This is a genomic window from Microbacterium sp. NPDC080005 (genome assembly GCF_040702445.1).
GTDB classification, from domain to species: Bacteria; Actinomycetota; Actinomycetes; order Actinomycetales; family Microbacteriaceae; genus Microbacterium; species Microbacterium oleivorans_D.
Map to the genome: position 1 here is coordinate 677,171 of NZ_JBFBLD010000001.1, position 15,690 is coordinate 692,860.

17 protein-coding genes and 1 tRNA gene are annotated in these 15,690 nt (G+C 70.0%); 14 read left to right on the forward strand and 4 right to left on the reverse strand.

The window, feature by feature from the left end; translation table 11 throughout:
- The first annotated feature begins 8 nt into the window (after positions 1-8).
- From AB0259_RS03190 to AB0259_RS03220, 7 genes are all read left to right on the forward strand, one after another.
- The gene (locus tag AB0259_RS03190) at positions 9-689 is read left to right on the forward strand and encodes an O-methyltransferase (RefSeq protein ID WP_366220664.1); all 681 of its coding nucleotides are present in this window, start codon (positions 9-11) and stop codon (positions 687-689) included.
- 94 nt (positions 690-783) lie between these two features.
- Positions 784-2,064 (forward strand): phosphopyruvate hydratase, encoded by a 1,281-nt coding sequence (gene eno, locus AB0259_RS03195; protein ID WP_366220663.1) that lies wholly within the window; start codon positions 784-786, stop codon positions 2,062-2,064.
- 168 nt (positions 2,065-2,232) lie between these two features.
- Positions 2,233-2,613 carry a septum formation initiator family protein gene (locus AB0259_RS03200; RefSeq protein WP_366235766.1) on the forward strand — a complete coding sequence of 127 codons (381 nt, stop codon included), beginning with the start codon at positions 2,233-2,235 and terminating at the stop codon, positions 2,611-2,613.
- 87 nt (positions 2,614-2,700) lie between these two features.
- Positions 2,701-3,171 (forward strand): DUF501 domain-containing protein, encoded by a 471-nt coding sequence (locus AB0259_RS03205; RefSeq protein ID WP_251580423.1) that lies wholly within the window; start codon positions 2,701-2,703, stop codon positions 3,169-3,171.
- On the forward strand, positions 3,168-4,451 hold the full coding sequence (locus AB0259_RS03210; protein WP_366220660.1) for a S8 family serine peptidase: 1,284 nt from the start codon (positions 3,168-3,170) through the stop codon (positions 4,449-4,451). Before AB0259_RS03205 ends, AB0259_RS03210 begins: the two co-directional genes overlap by 4 nt.
- A gap of 32 nt (positions 4,452-4,483) precedes the next feature.
- Complete coding sequence (locus AB0259_RS03215) at positions 4,484-5,878, forward strand: FAD-dependent oxidoreductase (RefSeq protein ID WP_366220657.1); 1,395 nt, start codon at positions 4,484-4,486, stop codon at positions 5,876-5,878.
- A gap of 77 nt (positions 5,879-5,955) precedes the next feature.
- Positions 5,956-6,028 (forward strand) — tRNA-Leu (locus AB0259_RS03220).
- An 11-nt stretch (positions 6,029-6,039) separates the two neighbouring features.
- Here the strand turns inward: AB0259_RS03220 and AB0259_RS03225 are convergent.
- Complete coding sequence (locus AB0259_RS03225) at positions 6,040-6,849, reverse strand: hypothetical protein (protein WP_366220656.1); 810 nt, start codon at positions 6,847-6,849, stop codon at positions 6,040-6,042.
- A gap of 112 nt (positions 6,850-6,961) precedes the next feature.
- Between AB0259_RS03225 and AB0259_RS03230 the strand changes: the two genes are divergently transcribed.
- The 3 genes from AB0259_RS03230 to ilvA are packed head-to-tail and all read left to right on the forward strand — an operon-like array spanning position 6,962 to position 9,997.
- A complete protein-coding gene (locus tag AB0259_RS03230; protein WP_251580131.1) occupies positions 6,962-7,528 on the forward strand; it encodes a LemA family protein in 567 nt (188 codons plus the stop codon).
- A 40-nt stretch (positions 7,529-7,568) separates the two neighbouring features.
- Entirely contained in the window at positions 7,569-8,753 is a 1,185-nt protein-coding gene (locus AB0259_RS03235) for an AI-2E family transporter (protein WP_366220655.1), read from the forward strand.
- Positions 8,750-9,997 (forward strand): threonine ammonia-lyase, encoded by a 1,248-nt coding sequence (gene ilvA / locus AB0259_RS03240; RefSeq protein ID WP_366220654.1) that lies wholly within the window; start codon positions 8,750-8,752, stop codon positions 9,995-9,997. The genes AB0259_RS03235 and ilvA overlap by 4 nt, the downstream gene beginning before the upstream one ends.
- A 39-nt stretch (positions 9,998-10,036) precedes the next feature.
- On the opposite strand, the gene greA is transcribed toward ilvA, so the two are convergent.
- Entirely contained in the window at positions 10,037-10,516 is a 480-nt protein-coding gene (gene greA, locus AB0259_RS03245) for a transcription elongation factor GreA (protein WP_251580137.1), read from the reverse strand.
- 72 nt (positions 10,517-10,588) lie between these two features.
- Positions 10,589-10,993, reverse strand: a complete 405-nt coding sequence (locus tag AB0259_RS03250; RefSeq protein WP_366220653.1) for a DUF4307 domain-containing protein — start codon at positions 10,991-10,993, stop codon at positions 10,589-10,591.
- Between the two features lie 60 nt (positions 10,994-11,053).
- On the opposite strand from AB0259_RS03250, the gene AB0259_RS03255 reads away from it, so the two are divergent.
- Positions 11,054-11,341 carry a hypothetical protein gene (locus AB0259_RS03255; RefSeq protein WP_251580142.1) on the forward strand — a complete coding sequence of 96 codons (288 nt, stop codon included), beginning with the start codon at positions 11,054-11,056 and terminating at the stop codon, positions 11,339-11,341.
- Here the strand turns inward: AB0259_RS03255 and AB0259_RS03260 are convergent.
- Complete coding sequence (locus AB0259_RS03260) at positions 11,313-12,017, reverse strand: hemolysin III family protein (RefSeq protein ID WP_366221395.1); 705 nt, start codon at positions 12,015-12,017, stop codon at positions 11,313-11,315. The two genes, AB0259_RS03255 and AB0259_RS03260, sit on opposite strands and share 29 nt — an antisense overlap.
- Positions 12,018-12,135: 118 nt before the next feature.
- On the opposite strand from AB0259_RS03260, the gene AB0259_RS03265 reads away from it, so the two are divergent.
- The 3 genes from AB0259_RS03265 (at position 12,136) to AB0259_RS03275 (ending at position 15,637) form a co-directional block, all read left to right on the forward strand.
- Positions 12,136-12,921: an isoprenyl transferase gene (locus AB0259_RS03265; RefSeq protein ID WP_366220652.1), complete on the forward strand. Its 786-nt coding sequence runs from the start codon at positions 12,136-12,138 to the stop codon at positions 12,919-12,921.
- Between the two features lie 33 nt (positions 12,922-12,954).
- Positions 12,955-14,103 (forward strand): aminotransferase class V-fold PLP-dependent enzyme, encoded by a 1,149-nt coding sequence (locus tag AB0259_RS03270; protein WP_366220651.1) that lies wholly within the window; start codon positions 12,955-12,957, stop codon positions 14,101-14,103.
- A gap of 259 nt (positions 14,104-14,362) precedes the next feature.
- A complete protein-coding gene (locus AB0259_RS03275; protein WP_366221394.1) occupies positions 14,363-15,637 on the forward strand; it encodes a PhoH family protein in 1,275 nt (424 codons plus the stop codon).
- Positions 15,638-15,690: the final 53 nt, after the last annotated feature.

The following is a 15,690-nucleotide window of genomic DNA, read 5'->3' on the forward strand; positions in this document are numbered from 1 at the left end:
GTGGCGACATGGTGCATCCTCATCCGTACGATCCGGTCCCCGCTCGCTGGAACGACGTCGACGACTACCTGACGACGACACTCGTCGCCCACGACGACGCGCTCGCCGCCTCGGTCGCCTCGCTGGCCGAGGAGGGGCTGCCCGAGATCGAGGTCGCGCCGCTGTCCGGCAAGCTGCTGCACCTGCTGGCGCGGATCAGCGGTGCGCGCCGCGTGCTCGAGATCGGGACCCTCGGTGCCTACTCGACCATCTGGCTCGCCCGCGCGCTTCCTGCCGGTGGCCGGGTGGTCTCGATCGAGGCCGAACCCCACAACGCCGCCGTCGCGCGGCGCAACCTCGAACGCGCCGGCGTCGCCGACAGGGTGGAGGTGCGGGAGGGGCGCGGCGAGGATGTCCTGCCGACCCTCGAGGGCGACGAGCCTTTCGACCTCGTCTTCATCGACGCCGACAAGGAGTCCAACGCCCTGTACCTCGACTGGGCGGCGAGGCTCGGCCGACCGGGCACCGTCGTCGTCGTGGACAACGTCGTCCGGTCCGGCCGTGTGGTGGAGACGGATGCCGGGGCGCAGGTCGACGGCGTGCGCGCCGGCCTCGCGATGCTCCGGGACGATCCGCGGTTCGAGGCGACGGCGCTGCAGACGCTCGACCGGAAGGGGTGGGACGGCATCGCGATCGCGCTCGTCGTGTGACGGCCGGTCCTGTGCGGCATCCCGCGCGTCACTAGACTCGTCTGCGGACCGACGACGCTCCCGTTCCATCCTCCACAAGCAAGGAGACACCCCCGTGGCATTGATCGAGGCAGTAGGCGCACGCGAGATCCTGGACTCGCGCGGCAACCCGACCGTCGAGGTGGAGGTTCTGCTCGACGACGGCATCGTCCAGCGCGCAGCCGTCCCCTCCGGAGCATCGACCGGCGCCTTCGAGGCGTACGAGCTGCGTGACGGCGACAAGAGCCGGTACGGCGGCAAGGGCGTCCTCAAGGCCGTGAACGCCGTCATCGACGAGCTCGGCCCCGCCATCGAGGGCATCGACGCCAGCGAGCAGCGCGTCATCGACGAGATCCTCATCGCCACTGACGGCACCGAGAACAAGTCGCGCACCGGCGCGAACGCCATCCTCGGCGTCTCGCTGGCTGTCGCGAAGGCGGCCGCCGACAGCGCCGACCTGCCGCTCTACCGCTACCTCGGCGGACCCAACGCCCGCGTGCTGCCCGTGCCGCTGTTCAACGTCATCAACGGTGGCGAGCACGCCGACAACGGCATCGACATGCAGGAGTTCTTCCTCGCTCCGATCGGTGCGGAGAGCTTCTCGGAGTCGCTCCGCTGGGGTGCGGAGGTCTACCAGGTCCTGAAGAAGGAGCTGCAGGCCGCCGGCTACGCGACGGGCCTCGGCGACGAGGGCGGCTTCGCCCCGGATCTCCCCAGCAACCGCGAGGGCCTCGACTTCCTCGTCAAGGCGATCGAGAAGGCCGGTTTCACGCCCGGTTCGCAGATCGCCCTGGGCCTCGATGTGGCCGCGACGGAGTTCTTCAACGACGGCGTCTACCGCCTCGAGAACAAGGACTGGACCGCCGAGCAGCTCACCGACTACTACGCCAACCTCGTCGACTCGTTCCCGATCGTCACGATCGAGGACGCGCTGGCCGAGGACGACTGGGAGAACTGGACCGCGCTCACCGAGCGTCTCGGCAAGAAGGTGCAGCTGGTCGGCGACGACCTCTTCGTCACCAACCCGAAGCGACTCGCGGACGGCATCGCGCGTGGCGCGGCGAACTCCCTCCTCGTCAAGGTCAACCAGATCGGCACACTCAGCGAGACGCTCGACGCCATCGACGTCGCCCACCGCGCCGGCTACACCACGATGCTCTCGCACCGTTCGGGCGAGACCGAGGACACGACGATCGCGGACCTCGCGGTGGCGGTCAACTCGGGTCAGATCAAGTCGGGCGCGCCCGCTCGGAGCGAGCGGGTCGCGAAGTACAATCAGCTTCTGCGCATCGAGGAAGACCTGGGCGAGGCTGCGGAGTTCATCGGCGCCGCCGCGTTCCCGCGCTTCAGCGCCTGACGGGCGAGCGCACCGCACACTGACCGACGAGAAGGGGGAGCCGTGGACAGACCATCGGCTCCCCCTTCCCGTGCGGCCCGGAGCTCGCGTGAGCAGTCACCTACTGAGCGCGGGGGTCGTCGGGTCGACGTACGCGACTGGGTCGGCGGCATCCGGATGTCCGGGTTCATGGGGATCATGCTCGGACTCGTCGTGCTCGCCGCCTTCGTCCTCGTGCCCACGATCGGCACCTATGTCGACCAGCGGCAGCAGATCGCCGCGCTCACGCACGACGTCGAGGCCACGAAGGACGAGATCACCGAGCTGACGACCGAGCGCGAGCGGTGGCGTGACGAGGCCTACATCGTCGCCCAGGCCCGCGAGCGGCTCTACTACCGTCGGCCGGGCGAGGTGGTCTACCTCGTCGCCGACGACCTCCCCACCGACCTCATCGAGCCCTCGCAGCGACCTGTCAGCGACGACGTCCAGGAGACCCAGCGCGACTGGATGACGCAGTTCCTGCGCTCGGTGACCGAAGCCGGTCTCGCTGAGACGGTCGCCCCGGGCTAACGCCCACCTCCCGGACCCGGGGCCGGGTACCCTTGACCGGTGCCTCATCCGACCCTCTCGCCCGCCACCGCCGCCGATCACGACACCATGCGTGAGCAGCTCGGACGGCCCATGCGCGGCGTGATCGGCATCGCCGCGCGGTGCGTCTGCGGCAACCCGACGGTCGTCGCCACCGAGCCGCGGCTGCCGGACGGCACCCCCTTCCCGACCTTCTACTACCTGACCCACCCGGGCGCGACCGCCGCCATGTCCGCGCTCGAGGCGACGCAGGTCATGAGGGAGCTGAGCGACGACCTCGCCGCGGACGAGGAGCTCGCTGCGGCCTACGCACGCGCCCACGCCGCGTACCTCTCGGACCGCGAGGTCCACGGCACCGTGCCCGAGATCGCGGGTGTGTCCGCCGGCGGGATGCCGACCCGCGTGAAGTGCCTCCACGCCCTCGCGGCGCACTCCCTCGCCGCCGGCCCCGGCGTGAACCCCATCGGCGATCGCGCTCTCGCGCGCGGGTCGTGGTCGCCCGAGCGCTGCACCTGTGCGACACCGAGGGTGGCCGGATGACGCGGGTCCGCACCGCCGTTGCCGTTGCGCTCGTGGCCGTCGCCGCGCTGCTCACCGCCGCCGCGCCGGGCCCGACCACCACTCCGCCGCCCGTCGACCCGGTGCGCAACATGGAGTATTGGCTGAAGGAGTACGGCATCGCCGACGCGTGGAAGACCACGAAGGGCGCCGGCACGACCATCGCCGTCATCGACACCGGCATCGGCAAGGGGCCGAAGGAACTCGATGGGGCCGTGACGGGCGGCGCGGACTTCTCGGGCGTCGGCAAGGCGGACGGACGCACCCCCGTCGGGGACAGCGATCGCAACCACGGCAGCTGGGTAGCCTCCCTGGCGGCCGGGCGCGGTACCGCAGCGGACAAGGGGATGATCGGTGTCGCCCCCGAGGCGGACCTGCTCTCGCTCTCCATCGGGTTCGGTGACTCGGCCAGTGTCCCCTTCGTCGACCAGGTCGCCGAGGCGATCCGGTGGGCGGTCGACCACGGCGCGGACGTCATCAACCTCTCCTTCACGACCAACACCCTCGATTGGGACAGGTCGTGGGACGACGCGTTCCTCTACGCCTTCGACCACGACGTCGTGATCGTCGTCGCCGCCGGCAACCGCGAGAGCGGCACCGAGGAGGTCGGCGCTCCCGCGACCATCCCCGGGGTCTTGACGGTGGGCGGCGTGGACCGGGAGGGGCGGGCGAGTCGCACCGCGTCGACGCAGGGGATCGTCATCGGCATCTCCGCGCCGAGCGAGGAACTGCTGGGTGTCTCCGCCAACGGCGACCTCGTCATCTGGGACGGCACGAGCGGTGCGGCGCCGATCGTCGCCGGAGTCGCCGCGCTCGTGCGGTCGGCTCATCCGGACCTGGACGCCGCGAACGTCATCAAGCGGATCATCGCCACCGCGACGCCGAGCGATCGCGCCGAGAAGGTCCCGGACCCGCTGTACGGCTACGGGCTGATCAACGCCGCGCGAGCGGTCTCGGCGCCCGTGGCGAAGGTCTCCGCGAACCCGATGGGGGACCTTCGCGAATGGATCCGGCTCTACCGCCGCGCCGAGTCGACCCCCCAGGCCAGCCCCACGCCGACGCCGTACACGGTCGCGCCGCTGCCCGAGGCGGAGCCGCCCAGCGACGCGGTCTCGCCGCTGCTGCCCAGCAGCGATACGCTGCGCTACGGCACCGTGCCGCTCGTCGTGGTCAGCCTGGGGACTATACTGGTCGTGCTCGGGGTCACCGCTGCTGCCCGGCGCATCCGATCGGCGCGCACCCCGCGACCGCCGAGCCGTTGAATCAAGGAGTTCTTCCGACTGTGACTACCACTGTGCCCAAGATCCTGGTCGTCGGAGGCGGCTACGCAGGTTTCTACACCGCGTGGAAGCTCGAAAAGCACCTCCGCAAGGGTGAGGCCGAGGTCACGATCGTCGACCCGCTTCCGTACATGACGTACCAGCCCTTCCTCCCCGAGGTGGCAGCGGGCGGCATCGAGGCGCGCCACGTCGTGGTCGGTCTGCGTCGCCACCTGAAGCGCACGCGCATCGTCATCGCCAAGGTCACCGGCATCGACCACGCGACCAAGACCGCGACGATCACGCCCGAGCTCGGCGAGCCGTGGCAGGAGCAGTACGACCAGATCGTCGTGACCGCCGGCGCGGTCTCACGCACCTTCCCGATCCCCGGCATCGCCGAGAACGCGATCGGACTGAAGACCATCGAAGAGGCCGTCGCGATCCGCGACCGCATCCTCACCAACTTCGACCGCGCCGCCAACCTGCCCCCCGGGCCGGAGCGCGACCGTCTGCTGACCGTCGTCGTCGTCGGCGGTGGCTTCGCCGGCATCGAGGTGTTCGCCGAGACGCGCGCCTTCGCGAGCGCGCTGCTGAAAGACTACCCGACGATCTCGTTCGACGAGACGCACTTCCACCTGATCGAGGCGATGGGGCGCATCATGCCCGAGGTGTCGCTGAAGACGAGCGAGTGGGTCCTGAAGGACCTCGCCAAGCGCGGCGCCAACGTCCACCTCGACACCCAGGTGAAGGGTGCCGTCGACGGCAACGTCGAGCTCTCGACCGGTCAGGTCATCCCGACCGATCTGATCATCTGGACTGCCGGTGTCATGGCCAACCCCACCGTCGTCCGCGGCAGCGACCTGCCCGTCGAGGAGCGCGGGCGTCTCCGCACCCGCGCGGACCTGCGAGTGGGCACCCCGGAGGAGTTCGTGGAGGGTGCATGGGCAGCCGGTGACGTGTCCGCCGTGCCGGATCTCTCCGGTGGCGGTGTCGGCGGCTTCTGCGTCCCGAACGCCCAGCACGCGGTTCGTCAGGGCAAGCTGCTCGCGAAGAACATCGTGGCCGTCCTCCGGGGCGAGGAGCCCAAGGAGTACTTCCACAAGAACCTCGGCGCGGTCGCCGGGCTCGGCCTCTACAACGGCGTCTTCCAGTCCGGCAAGATCGCGGTCAAGGGCTTCTTCGCCTGGATCGCCCATCGCGGCTACCACGGGCTCGCCATGCCGACCTTCGAGCGCAAGTTCCGCGTCGTCGGCGACTGGTGGCAGAACTTCTGGCTCGGCCGGGACAACGTGTCCATGGAGACGCTGCAGAACCCTCGCTACGTCTTCGAGGAGTTCGCCGCGCGTCCGCGCCCGGCCGCTCCCGAGACCCCCGCGATCGACCCGAAGACGGTCGCCGCGGAGAAGGCCGGCAAGGTCGCCGCAAGCTGACCACGCGTCCGTGAGACCCCCGTTCCGGCTTCCGCCGGGGCGGGGGTCTTCTGGTGTTCCGGGATACCCTGACGGAGGCCCCCGTAGCCCAATGGCAGAGGCAGGCGACTTAAAATCGCTTCAGTCTGGGTTCGAGTCCCAGCGGGGGCACGGCCTTTCGGTCAGTGCGGCAGGATGCTGGGCGGGTCCGCATCCCGCCATCGTTCGATGGTCTGGGCCGTCCAGTACACGGCGAACGCGCCCAGGGCGACCGCTTCGCCGATCAGCACGCCCACCGTGTCCGGGTTCGCGATCGCCGCGCCGACCGTCGTGACGAGGGCCGCCGCGATGACGACGGACACCGCGAGGTAGACGCGGCGATACCCCGCCGCAGGGGGATCCTCGCCGAAGGACGTCACCCAGGGGATCGCCGCGAACATCGCGAAGAAGCAGACCGTCGCGACCAGGTGAAGGTTGATCCCACCGGGAAACGGGAACACAGCCGCAGGACCCGGGGCGAATGCGAGGGTCGCGAGAGCGATGACGACCGCGGACGCGGTGCCCCCGACGATCGCCACCCGCCGCCAGGCCAGGTCCCCGCGTGCCGCGAGGACGATGCCCAGGGCGACGAGGATCGTCACCATCGTCAGGTACACGCCGACCCCGTTCCGGACGGTCGGCAGGACGTCCGACGGGACGGACGGCTCACCGCGGTAGCCGGTGGGGACGATGGCGATCAGCGGGGCGAACACGGCGGCGATGTCGAGGAGCATGGACTCCGCGTCGCGGCCCGAGAGGACCAGCAGGGCGACGCCGGCAGCGGTCAGCGCGCCGACGAAGACGCCGCCCGCGGGGGAGTAGTAGTAGTCGCTGATGGACGGGAGGGGCCGCCCGCCGCTGCGTATCAGCTCGATGAGAACGGATGCCGCCACGGCCACCACGATGCCCACGAGGGCGAGTCGGAGGTACCGGTGTGTGCGCAGACCCGTCACACCTGCGACCCTACAAGCCAGGCCCCGTGTGCAACGCCTGAGAAGTGCGGCCGGGCATCCGCATCCATCGGGCCCGCCTCGTTAGGATGATCAGGCTATCGATCGGAGACTCATGGAAATCCTCATCGCGGTCCTCGTCGTCGTCGCCCTCCTTGTCATCGTCGGCGTCTACCTCTGGGCCACCTACAACTCGCTCGTCGCCCTGAACGTGCGCGTCGATGAGGCGTGGAGCGACATCACCGTGCAGCTCAAGCGCCGCGCGGACCTGCTGCCCAATCTGATCGAGACGGTCAAGGGATACGCGGCGCACGAGAAGGCGGTCTTCGAGAACGTCACGCAGGCGCGCGCCGAGACCCTGACCGCGACCACTCCGGCCGATGCGGGTGTCGCCGAGGGGCACATGCAGCAGGCGCTGAAGTCGCTGTTCGCGGTCGCCGAGGCCTACCCGCAGCTCCAGGCGAGCCAGAACTTCCTCCAGTTGCAGCAGGCCGTCGTCGACACCGAGGACAAGATCCAGGCCTCGCGACGGTTCTACAACGGCGGCGTCCGCGAGCTCAACACCAAGATCAAGGTCTTCCCGAACAACCTCTTCGCGCGTCGGCTCGGATTCGGCGAGCGGGAGTTCTTCGAGGTGGTCGACGGCGCGGCGATCGCCGAGCCGCCGCGGATCCAGTTCTGACCCGCCGCGCCCGCAGAGGCGCACGTCCTAGGATGGCCCAGTGAGCGGCACCGACGACAAGCACCGGAACGGGTTCCTCGACGTGCTGCGCTCACGCACGGTCTCCACCGAGGTGTCGGGGACGGTGCCGCGCGGACTGAAGGTCGCCACCGCCTACGCGTGGCGGTTCCTCGTGCTCGCCGCGGCGATCGCGGTGCTCGTGTGGATCGTCATCCAGCTGCGGCTGCTGATCATCCCCCTCCTCGCGGCCATCCTCCTCACGGCGCTCGTGTGGCCGCTGTTCTCGCTCCTGCTGCGACGACTGCCGCGATGGCTCGCCCTGATCCTCACCCTGCTGTTGACGATCGCCGTCGTGGTCGGGCTCCTCTGGGTCGCCATCTGGCAGATCACGCGGGATGCCGCATCCGTCCGCGACCGCACCATCCAGGGCATCGCGCAGTTCCGCGACTACCTCATCGAGGGCCCGCTGCATCTGACGGGCGGGCAGATCGACGACGCCGTGCGGCAGGCCTTCGAGATCCTTCAGGAGCAGGCCCAGCTGCTGTGGTCGGGGGCCCTCGCCATCGGGTCCACCCTCGGCCACGTCGCCACCGGCATCCTGCTGACGCTCTTCATCCTCATCTGCACGCTCGCGGACGGCGGCGGGATCTGGCGGTGGACGGTACGGCTGTTCCCGACGCGCGCCCGCGCCGCGGTCGACGGGGCCGGCCGGGCGGGATGGCGCACGGTCATCAACTACGCGCGGACCCAGCTCCTGGTCGCGACGATCGACGCCATCGGCATCGGTGTCGGTGCGGCGCTGCTCGGTGTGCCGCTCGCGGCCCCGATCGGCGTACTCGTCTTCCTGGGCGCCTTCGTGCCGTTCGTCGGCGCCGTCCTGACCGGCGCACTCGCCGTGTTCCTCGCGCTCGTCTACAACGGGCCGTGGATCGCACTCTGGATGCTCGTGATCGTTCTGGGCGTGCAGCAGCTGGAGGGCCATGTCCTGCAGCCGCTGCTCATGGGGTCGGCGGTCAAGGTGCACCCGCTCGCGGTCGTGCTCGCCGTCGCCGGGGGAGCGATGATCGCCGGGATCGCGGGCGCGGTGTTCGCCGTCCCGCTGGCCGCATTCGTCAATGTCGTCTGGCTCTACCTCTCGCGGCGAGGGTGGGAGCAGCCGGTGGACCCCGGACCCGACGACCTCATCTGGAGTACCGTGCCGCGACGCAGGAGGATGACCGCGTGACCGAACAGGCGAAGATCGCCGCCCCGACCCTGGCCGAGTTCGAGGCCGCCGCGACCGAGCTGGCCGGCGTCGTCTCGCGCACGCCCGTCGAGGATTCGGAGTTCCTCTCGAGCGTCCTCGGCGCCCCTGTGCACCTGAAGCTCGAGAACCTCCAGCGCACCGGATCCTTCAAGATCCGCGGGGCCACCTACCGTCTCTCGCGCCTGACCGAGGAGGAGCGATCCCGCGGCGTCGTCGCCGCCTCGGCGGGCAACCACGCCCAGGGTGTCGCACTCGGTGCGCAGACCCTCGGCATCCCGGCCACGATCTTCATGCCGCTCGGTGTCCCCGTCCCCAAGCTCCTGGCCACACGCGGCTACGGAGCGGACGTCATCCTCGAGGGCGCGACGGTCGAAACACCCCTGCGATTGGCCCAGGAGTTCGCGGAGCGGACCGGGGCGGTCTTCATCCCGCCCTACGACAACCACGACATCATCCTGGGGCAGGGCACCCTCGGGCTCGAACTCATGGACGAGATCCCCGGCCTCGAGACGATCGTCGTCGGGATCGGTGGCGGGGGACTGGCCGCGGGCGTCGCCGCGGCGACGAAGGCCCGCGCGGCGGCCGAGGGACGGACCATCCGGGTCATCGGCGTGCAGGCGGAGAACTCGGCGGGATACCCCGGTTCGCTCCTCGCGGGGCGCCCGATCGACGCCGAGCACACCTCGCCGACGATCGCGGACGGCATCGCCGTCAAGCGTCCCGGGACGATCCCCTTCGACATCATCCGCGACCTCATCGACGAGGTCGTCACCGTGAGCGACGACGACATCGCTCGCGCGATCCTCGTCCTCATCGAACGTGCGAAGCAGGTCGTCGAGCCCGCCGGCGCGGTCGGGGTGGCAGCGATCCTCACCGGCAAGGTGACCGCGTCGGGTCCGACGGCGGCGATCCTCTCCGGCGGCAACATCGACCCGCTCCTCCTGCAGCGCGTCGTCGCGCACGGATTGGCGGCATCCGGTCGGTACATGACTCTGCAGATCCCGCTGCCCGACCGTCCCGGTCAGCTGGCCCGCGTGTCCGAGCTCCTGTCGGTGGTGGGGGCGAACGTCATCGAGGTCCTGCACACCCGCCACGGCCAGGGACTGCAGATCAGCGAGGTCATCCTGCAGCTGAGTGTCGAGACGCGCGGTGAGGAGCACCGGACGCAGGTGCTCGCGATCCTGCAGGACGCCGGCTACGCGCCGACGGTCGTCCCCAACTGAGTCCGCTCGCCGGCCGGTCGCCTCACCGACACGTGAGGCTCACTGACCGGAGTAGGTCTCGACCTTGACGATCTCGACGGCGATCTCGCGACCGTTCGGAGCGGTGTAGCTCGTCTTCTCGCCCTCGCGCAGACCCATGATGGCCTCGCCGAGGGGGGAGGCCTCGCTGTAGACGTCGAGCTCGCTGTTCGCGCCGATCTCGCGGTTGCCCAGGAGGAACACCTCTTCGCCGCCGGCGACGACCGCGGTGACGACGGTGCCGGACTGCACGGTGCCGTCGGACTCCGGCGCGACGCCGACCTTGGCGTCCTTCAGGAGCTGCTGCAGGGTGCGGATGCGGGCCTCCTGCTTGCCCTGCTCGTCCTTGGCCGCGTGGTAGCCGCCGTTCTCCTTGAGGTCTCCCTCTTCGCGGGCGGCCTCGATGCGCTTGGCGATCTCCTCACGGCCGGTCGTCGAGAGCTCTTCGAGCTCGGCGGCGAGGCGGTCGTAGGCCTCCTGGGTCAGGAACGTCTCGGACACGTGATCTCCCGGTGCGGTCGATGGGTAAGCCAAACGCCCCGGCAGGTCCACCGGGGCGCGAGAACCTTCAGCTTAGATGATCCAGCAGGAGCGGACAAAACCCGTCGTCGCAGGCGCTGTCGTGGGGATCTGCGCGGTGACGATGCGGGAATGGTCGTCGGATGCCGGCACCTCGACGATCTTCCACCCCACGATCCCGTGCTCAGCGTCCTGCGCTTCGAGCGAGCAGGCCACCCGTGTCCCCGGGTTCACCGTCACCTGCACGCGCACCTCGACGGTGCGCTCGTCGGGGAGGGTGAAGCCCGTCGTGTCGGCGTCGACCGAGTTGAGCGCGTTCGACACCGTGGTCCACCCCAGCAGTCCCGTGGCGGCGACCGCCACGGCCCCGATCGCGACCCACGTCCAGCGGCGCGACGCCGCGGATCGCGTCCGGCCGTACCGATCCGCGAGCTTGCGGTCGACGTCGGTCAGGGTCATGCGGCATCCGTTCTAGGCTGGAATCCCAGGCTATTCGCTCTGGCTGAGGAATGAGGTCACATGCCGGATCTGCGATGGCTCGCCGTCTCGCCGAGCCCCACCCCGACGACGCCGCCCCCCGAGGCCGTCACCCCCGGGGTCGCCGGCTTCATCGCGATCGCGGTCGTGGCGATCGTCATCGTGCTCCTCGCGATCGACATGCTGCGCCGCATCCGTCGCGCACAGTACCGCTCGGACGTCAACGAGATGCTCGACGCGGAGGAGGCGGCCGCGCGCGGTGAGCGCGCGGAGGATGAGGGCGGGGACGCCCCCGACGGGCTCAGCCCGGGAGGCCCAGCGAAGGGCTGAGCGGATCGATCGAGATCAGCAGGCACGCACTCCAGTGGCACAGGAAGGCGAGCACCGTGCAGACGTGGAAGATCTCGTGGAATCCGAAATGCCCCGGCCAGGGGTTGGGGCGCTTCAACGCGTAGACGATCGCGCCGCCGGTGTACAGCAGTCCGCCGACGATGACGAGCACCATCATCGCGACGCTGGCCCGCAGCAGGTCGCCGAGGTACATGACGGCGGCCCAGCCGAGCAGCAGGTAGAGCGCCACGTAGAGCCACCTCGGCGCGTGGATCCAGAAGACGCGGAACAGGATGCCGAGGAGGGCACCCGACCAGACCAGGATCAGCAGCAGCGTGCCCTGACCGGGCGCGAGGGCGAGTGTCGCGATGGGGGTGTACGTGCCCGCGATGAGCAGCAGAATGTTCGCGTGGTCGATGCGCTTGAGGACGACCTTGGTGCGGGGGCTCCAGTCGAACCGGTGGTACAGCGCGGAATTGCCGAACAGCAGCAGCGACGTGGCCATGAAGACCGCGGCCGCCCATTTCCCGGGGGTCCCCTGGGCCAGCACGATCAACACCACGCCGGCGGCGATCGCCACGGGGAACGTCCCGGCGTGGATCCAGCCGCGCCAGGTCGGCCGGACCTCGACCTGACTGCCGACCACGCCGGCCTCGAGAAGCGGGAGCTGAGGCATCTCGGGGCCGTCGTGGGAGTCGTGTCGTGTCACGCTGTGAGCCTACGCGGGCTGTCATGCGTGACGCTGAATACGCGCCCGGCTCACCGCCGGCGTCCTGCCGGAGTAGCGTAGCGGTGTGACCCGCGCCTCCTCGACTCAAGGACGGGGGCTGCTGTACCGCCTGTACAGCTCCCGGCTGCGGCGCGAGATCGAGGCCGGCACCGTGCCTCATCACGTCGCGATGATGATCGACGGCAACCGCAGGTGGGCGCGGCAGCTCGGGTACACCACGGTGTCCCACGGGCACCGTGCCGGCGCGGCGAAGATGCACGAGTTCCTGCGGTGGTGCGACGAGCTGGGCATCCAGGTCGTCTCGCTCTACCTGCTCTCCACCGACAACCTCGTGAAGCGGGACTCGCAGGAGTTGACCGATCTGATCGAGATCATCGCCGACCTCGCCGACACCCTCTCGCAGGAGCCGGGGTGGCGGGTCAAGCACGTCGGTCGGGCCGAGATCCTGCCGCCCGAGCTCGCCGCTGGCCTGCGGACGGCCGAGGAGCGCACCCGCGAGAACACGGGCCTGCATGTCAACCTCGCCGTCGGGTACGGCGGGCGTGGCGAGATCGTCGACGCGGTCCGCAGCATCATCTCGAAGCATCAGGGCAAGGGCGGCTCGCTGGAGGAGCTCGCCGAGAGCCTCACGCCCGAGCAGATCGGCGAACACCTCTACACCGGCGGACAGCCCGATCCCGATCTCGTCATCCGCACGTCGGGCGAGCAGCGACTGAGCGACTTCCTGCTGTGGCAGTCCGCGCACAGCGAGTTCTACTTCGTCGAAGCCCTCGGGCCGGACCTCCGCGAGGTCGACTTCCTCCGCGCGATCCGCGACTTCGGTGACCGGGACCGGCGCTTCGGCGGCTGAGGTCCTCGCCCGGGTCCATGGGACAATCCATCGGTGAGTGATCTGGAGTCGTATCTGGCCGGTTTCGACGTGGACACCGGCTACCTCAACTGGGCATCGTTCGGTCCGCTGTCGGTCGCTGTCCGGGAGGAGGCGCGGGCGGACGAGGAGCTCTCGGCCACCGGGAGGCCCTCGGGGATCGAGCTCGTCGCCGGCCACGTCGACGAGGCACGCGCGCTGGTGGCGGGCGCGCTGGGCGCGGCCGTCGACGACGTCACCCTGGTGCCGTCGACGACGGATGCCCTGTTCCACGCGCTGTTCGGCCTGGCGGGGACGGTCCTCCTGTCGCCGCATGAGTATCCGTCGATCCCCGTCGCCGCGCGCCGGGCGGCCGATGCGCGCGGCCAGCTGACGGTCCGGGAACTCGACGCCGGGATCACCCGCGTGACGCCCGAGGCGGTGCAGGACACGCTCACCGACGATGTGACCGCGGTGGCCGTGAGTCTCGTGGACTACCGGACGGGGTACCTCGTGGATCTGCCCGCCCTGCGGGAGGTCGTGGGCGATCGCCTGCTCATCGTCGACGCGATCCAGGGATTCGGCGTCGTCGACGTCGATTGGGCGGCAGCCGATGTCGTCGCCGGTCACGGCTACAAGTGGCTGCGCGCGGGCCGGGGCACCGGCTTCGCCCGGTTCTCCCCGCGCGCCCGTGAGCGCATCGCGCCCGTGCTCGCCGGAGTCGCGGGGACCGAGGCCGAGCTCGGCGACCTCGACGTGGGACCGCTGAAGGCCGGCGCAGCCGCCTATGCCGTCTCGCGACCGGATCCGCAGGCGGCGGGCCGGCTGCGTGCGGCCCTGCGGGAGATGACGGATGCCGGCATCCCCTCGATCGCCGCCCTCGTCGCCGAGAACGCGCGTCGCGTCATGGCCATCGCGGACGCCCACGGCATCCCGGTCCTGACAGATCGTGACCGGCATGCGGGGATCGTCACGCTGGCACCGGACACCGGGCGAGCAGGGCTCATCGCCGCCGAGCTGACGAACGCGGGGGTGACGGCGACGGTGCGCGGCGGGGTGATCCGGATCTCACCGCACGCGGGAACCCCGGACGCCGCGTTCGAGCTCCTGGACGCCGCATTCGCCGCCGCCCGCGTCGGTCCGATCCTCTCGACGCCGACGCCGGCGCCCCTCCTGCCCGGCTGACACGGAGAGTTCACGCATCCGACGCATCCGGCGGCGTGTCGTGGCGCCGCGGTGTCGCCGGCGACGCCTACGTTCATCCCAACGGGCAAAGCGCCTGTTCGAGTCGGCCTCTCACGACTCGTGACCCCAGGTCGACTCGTGACTGCCGGGTGGGTTCCACCCGGGGCGGGAGTGGGTTGTGGCCACACGAGCACCTGAGACGCAGCAGCACCAGCACGAGTCCGCGGGAGCGACTCCGGACCAGGATCTCCGCACGTACGTGCTGGACACCTCGGTCCTGTTGAGCGATCCGCGCGCACTGTTCCGCTTCGCCGAGCACTCGGTCGTGCTGCCGGTCGTCGTCGTCACGGAACTCGAGCGGAAACGGCACGATCCGGAGATCGGCTACTTCGCCCGCCAGGCTTTGCGTCACCTCGACGAGCTGCGGGTGGAGCACGGACGGCTCGACTTCCCCGTGCCCGTCGGCGCCGACGGCACGCTGCGTGTCGAACTCACCAACACCGACCCGACCGTCCTCCCGGCCGGCATGCGGCTGGGGGACAACGACACCCGCATCCTGTCGGTCGCGATGCACCTGAGCCAGGAGGGCCAGTCCGTCACGGTCGTGTCAAAGGATCTTCCGATGCGTGTGAAGGCCGCCTCGCTGGGCCTGCACGCCGAGGAGTACCTGGCTGAGCAGGCCGTGGATTCGGGCTGGACCGGCATCGCGTCGATCGACCTCTCCGGAGACGAGGTCAGCGACCTCTACGACAGCGAGGTCGGCGTGAGCGAGGACGTGCGCGGCCTGCCGGTGAATACGGGCCTCGTGATCCACTCCGAGCGCGGCTCGGCCCTCGGGAGGGTCACCGGCGACGGCTCGTACCGTCTCGTCCGCGGGGACCGGGACGTCTTCGGACTCCACGGTCGCTCCGCCGAGCAGCGCATCGCCATCGACCTCCTGCTCGACCAGGAGGTCGGCATCGTCTCACTGGGCGGGCGGGCCGGCACCGGGAAGTCGGCGCTCGCCCTCTGCGCGGGCCTCGAGTCCGTGCTCGAGAAGCAGCAGCAGAAGAAGATCATCGTCTTCCGCCCGCTGTTCGCCGTCGGTGGTCAGGAGCTCGGCTACCTGCCGGGCGACCAGCAGGAGAAGATGAACCCCTGGGGGCAGGCGGTGTTCGACACGCTCGGGTCCGTCGTCACCGGCAACGTCCTCGAGGAGGTCGTCGCACGGGGGATGCTGGAGGTCATGCCGCTGACGCACATCCGTGGTCGTTCCCTCCATGACGCGTTCGTGATCGTGGACGAAGCCCAGTCGCTCGAACGGAACGTCCTGCTGACCGTCCTCAGCCGCATCGGTCAGAACTCGCGCGTCGTGCTCACCCACGACGTCGGTCAGCGCGACAATCTCCGCGTCGGCCGTCACGACGGGATCGCCTCGGTCATCGAGACGCTCAAGGGACACGACCTGTTCGGACACGTGACCCTCGTGCGCTCCGAGCGGTCCGCAATCGCCGCCCTCGTGACCGACCTCCTGGAGGCGGGCGAGCTGAGCTGATCCGGCAGTGGAAGGACGACGCCCCCGACCGAGCGGTCGGGGGCGTCGCCGCG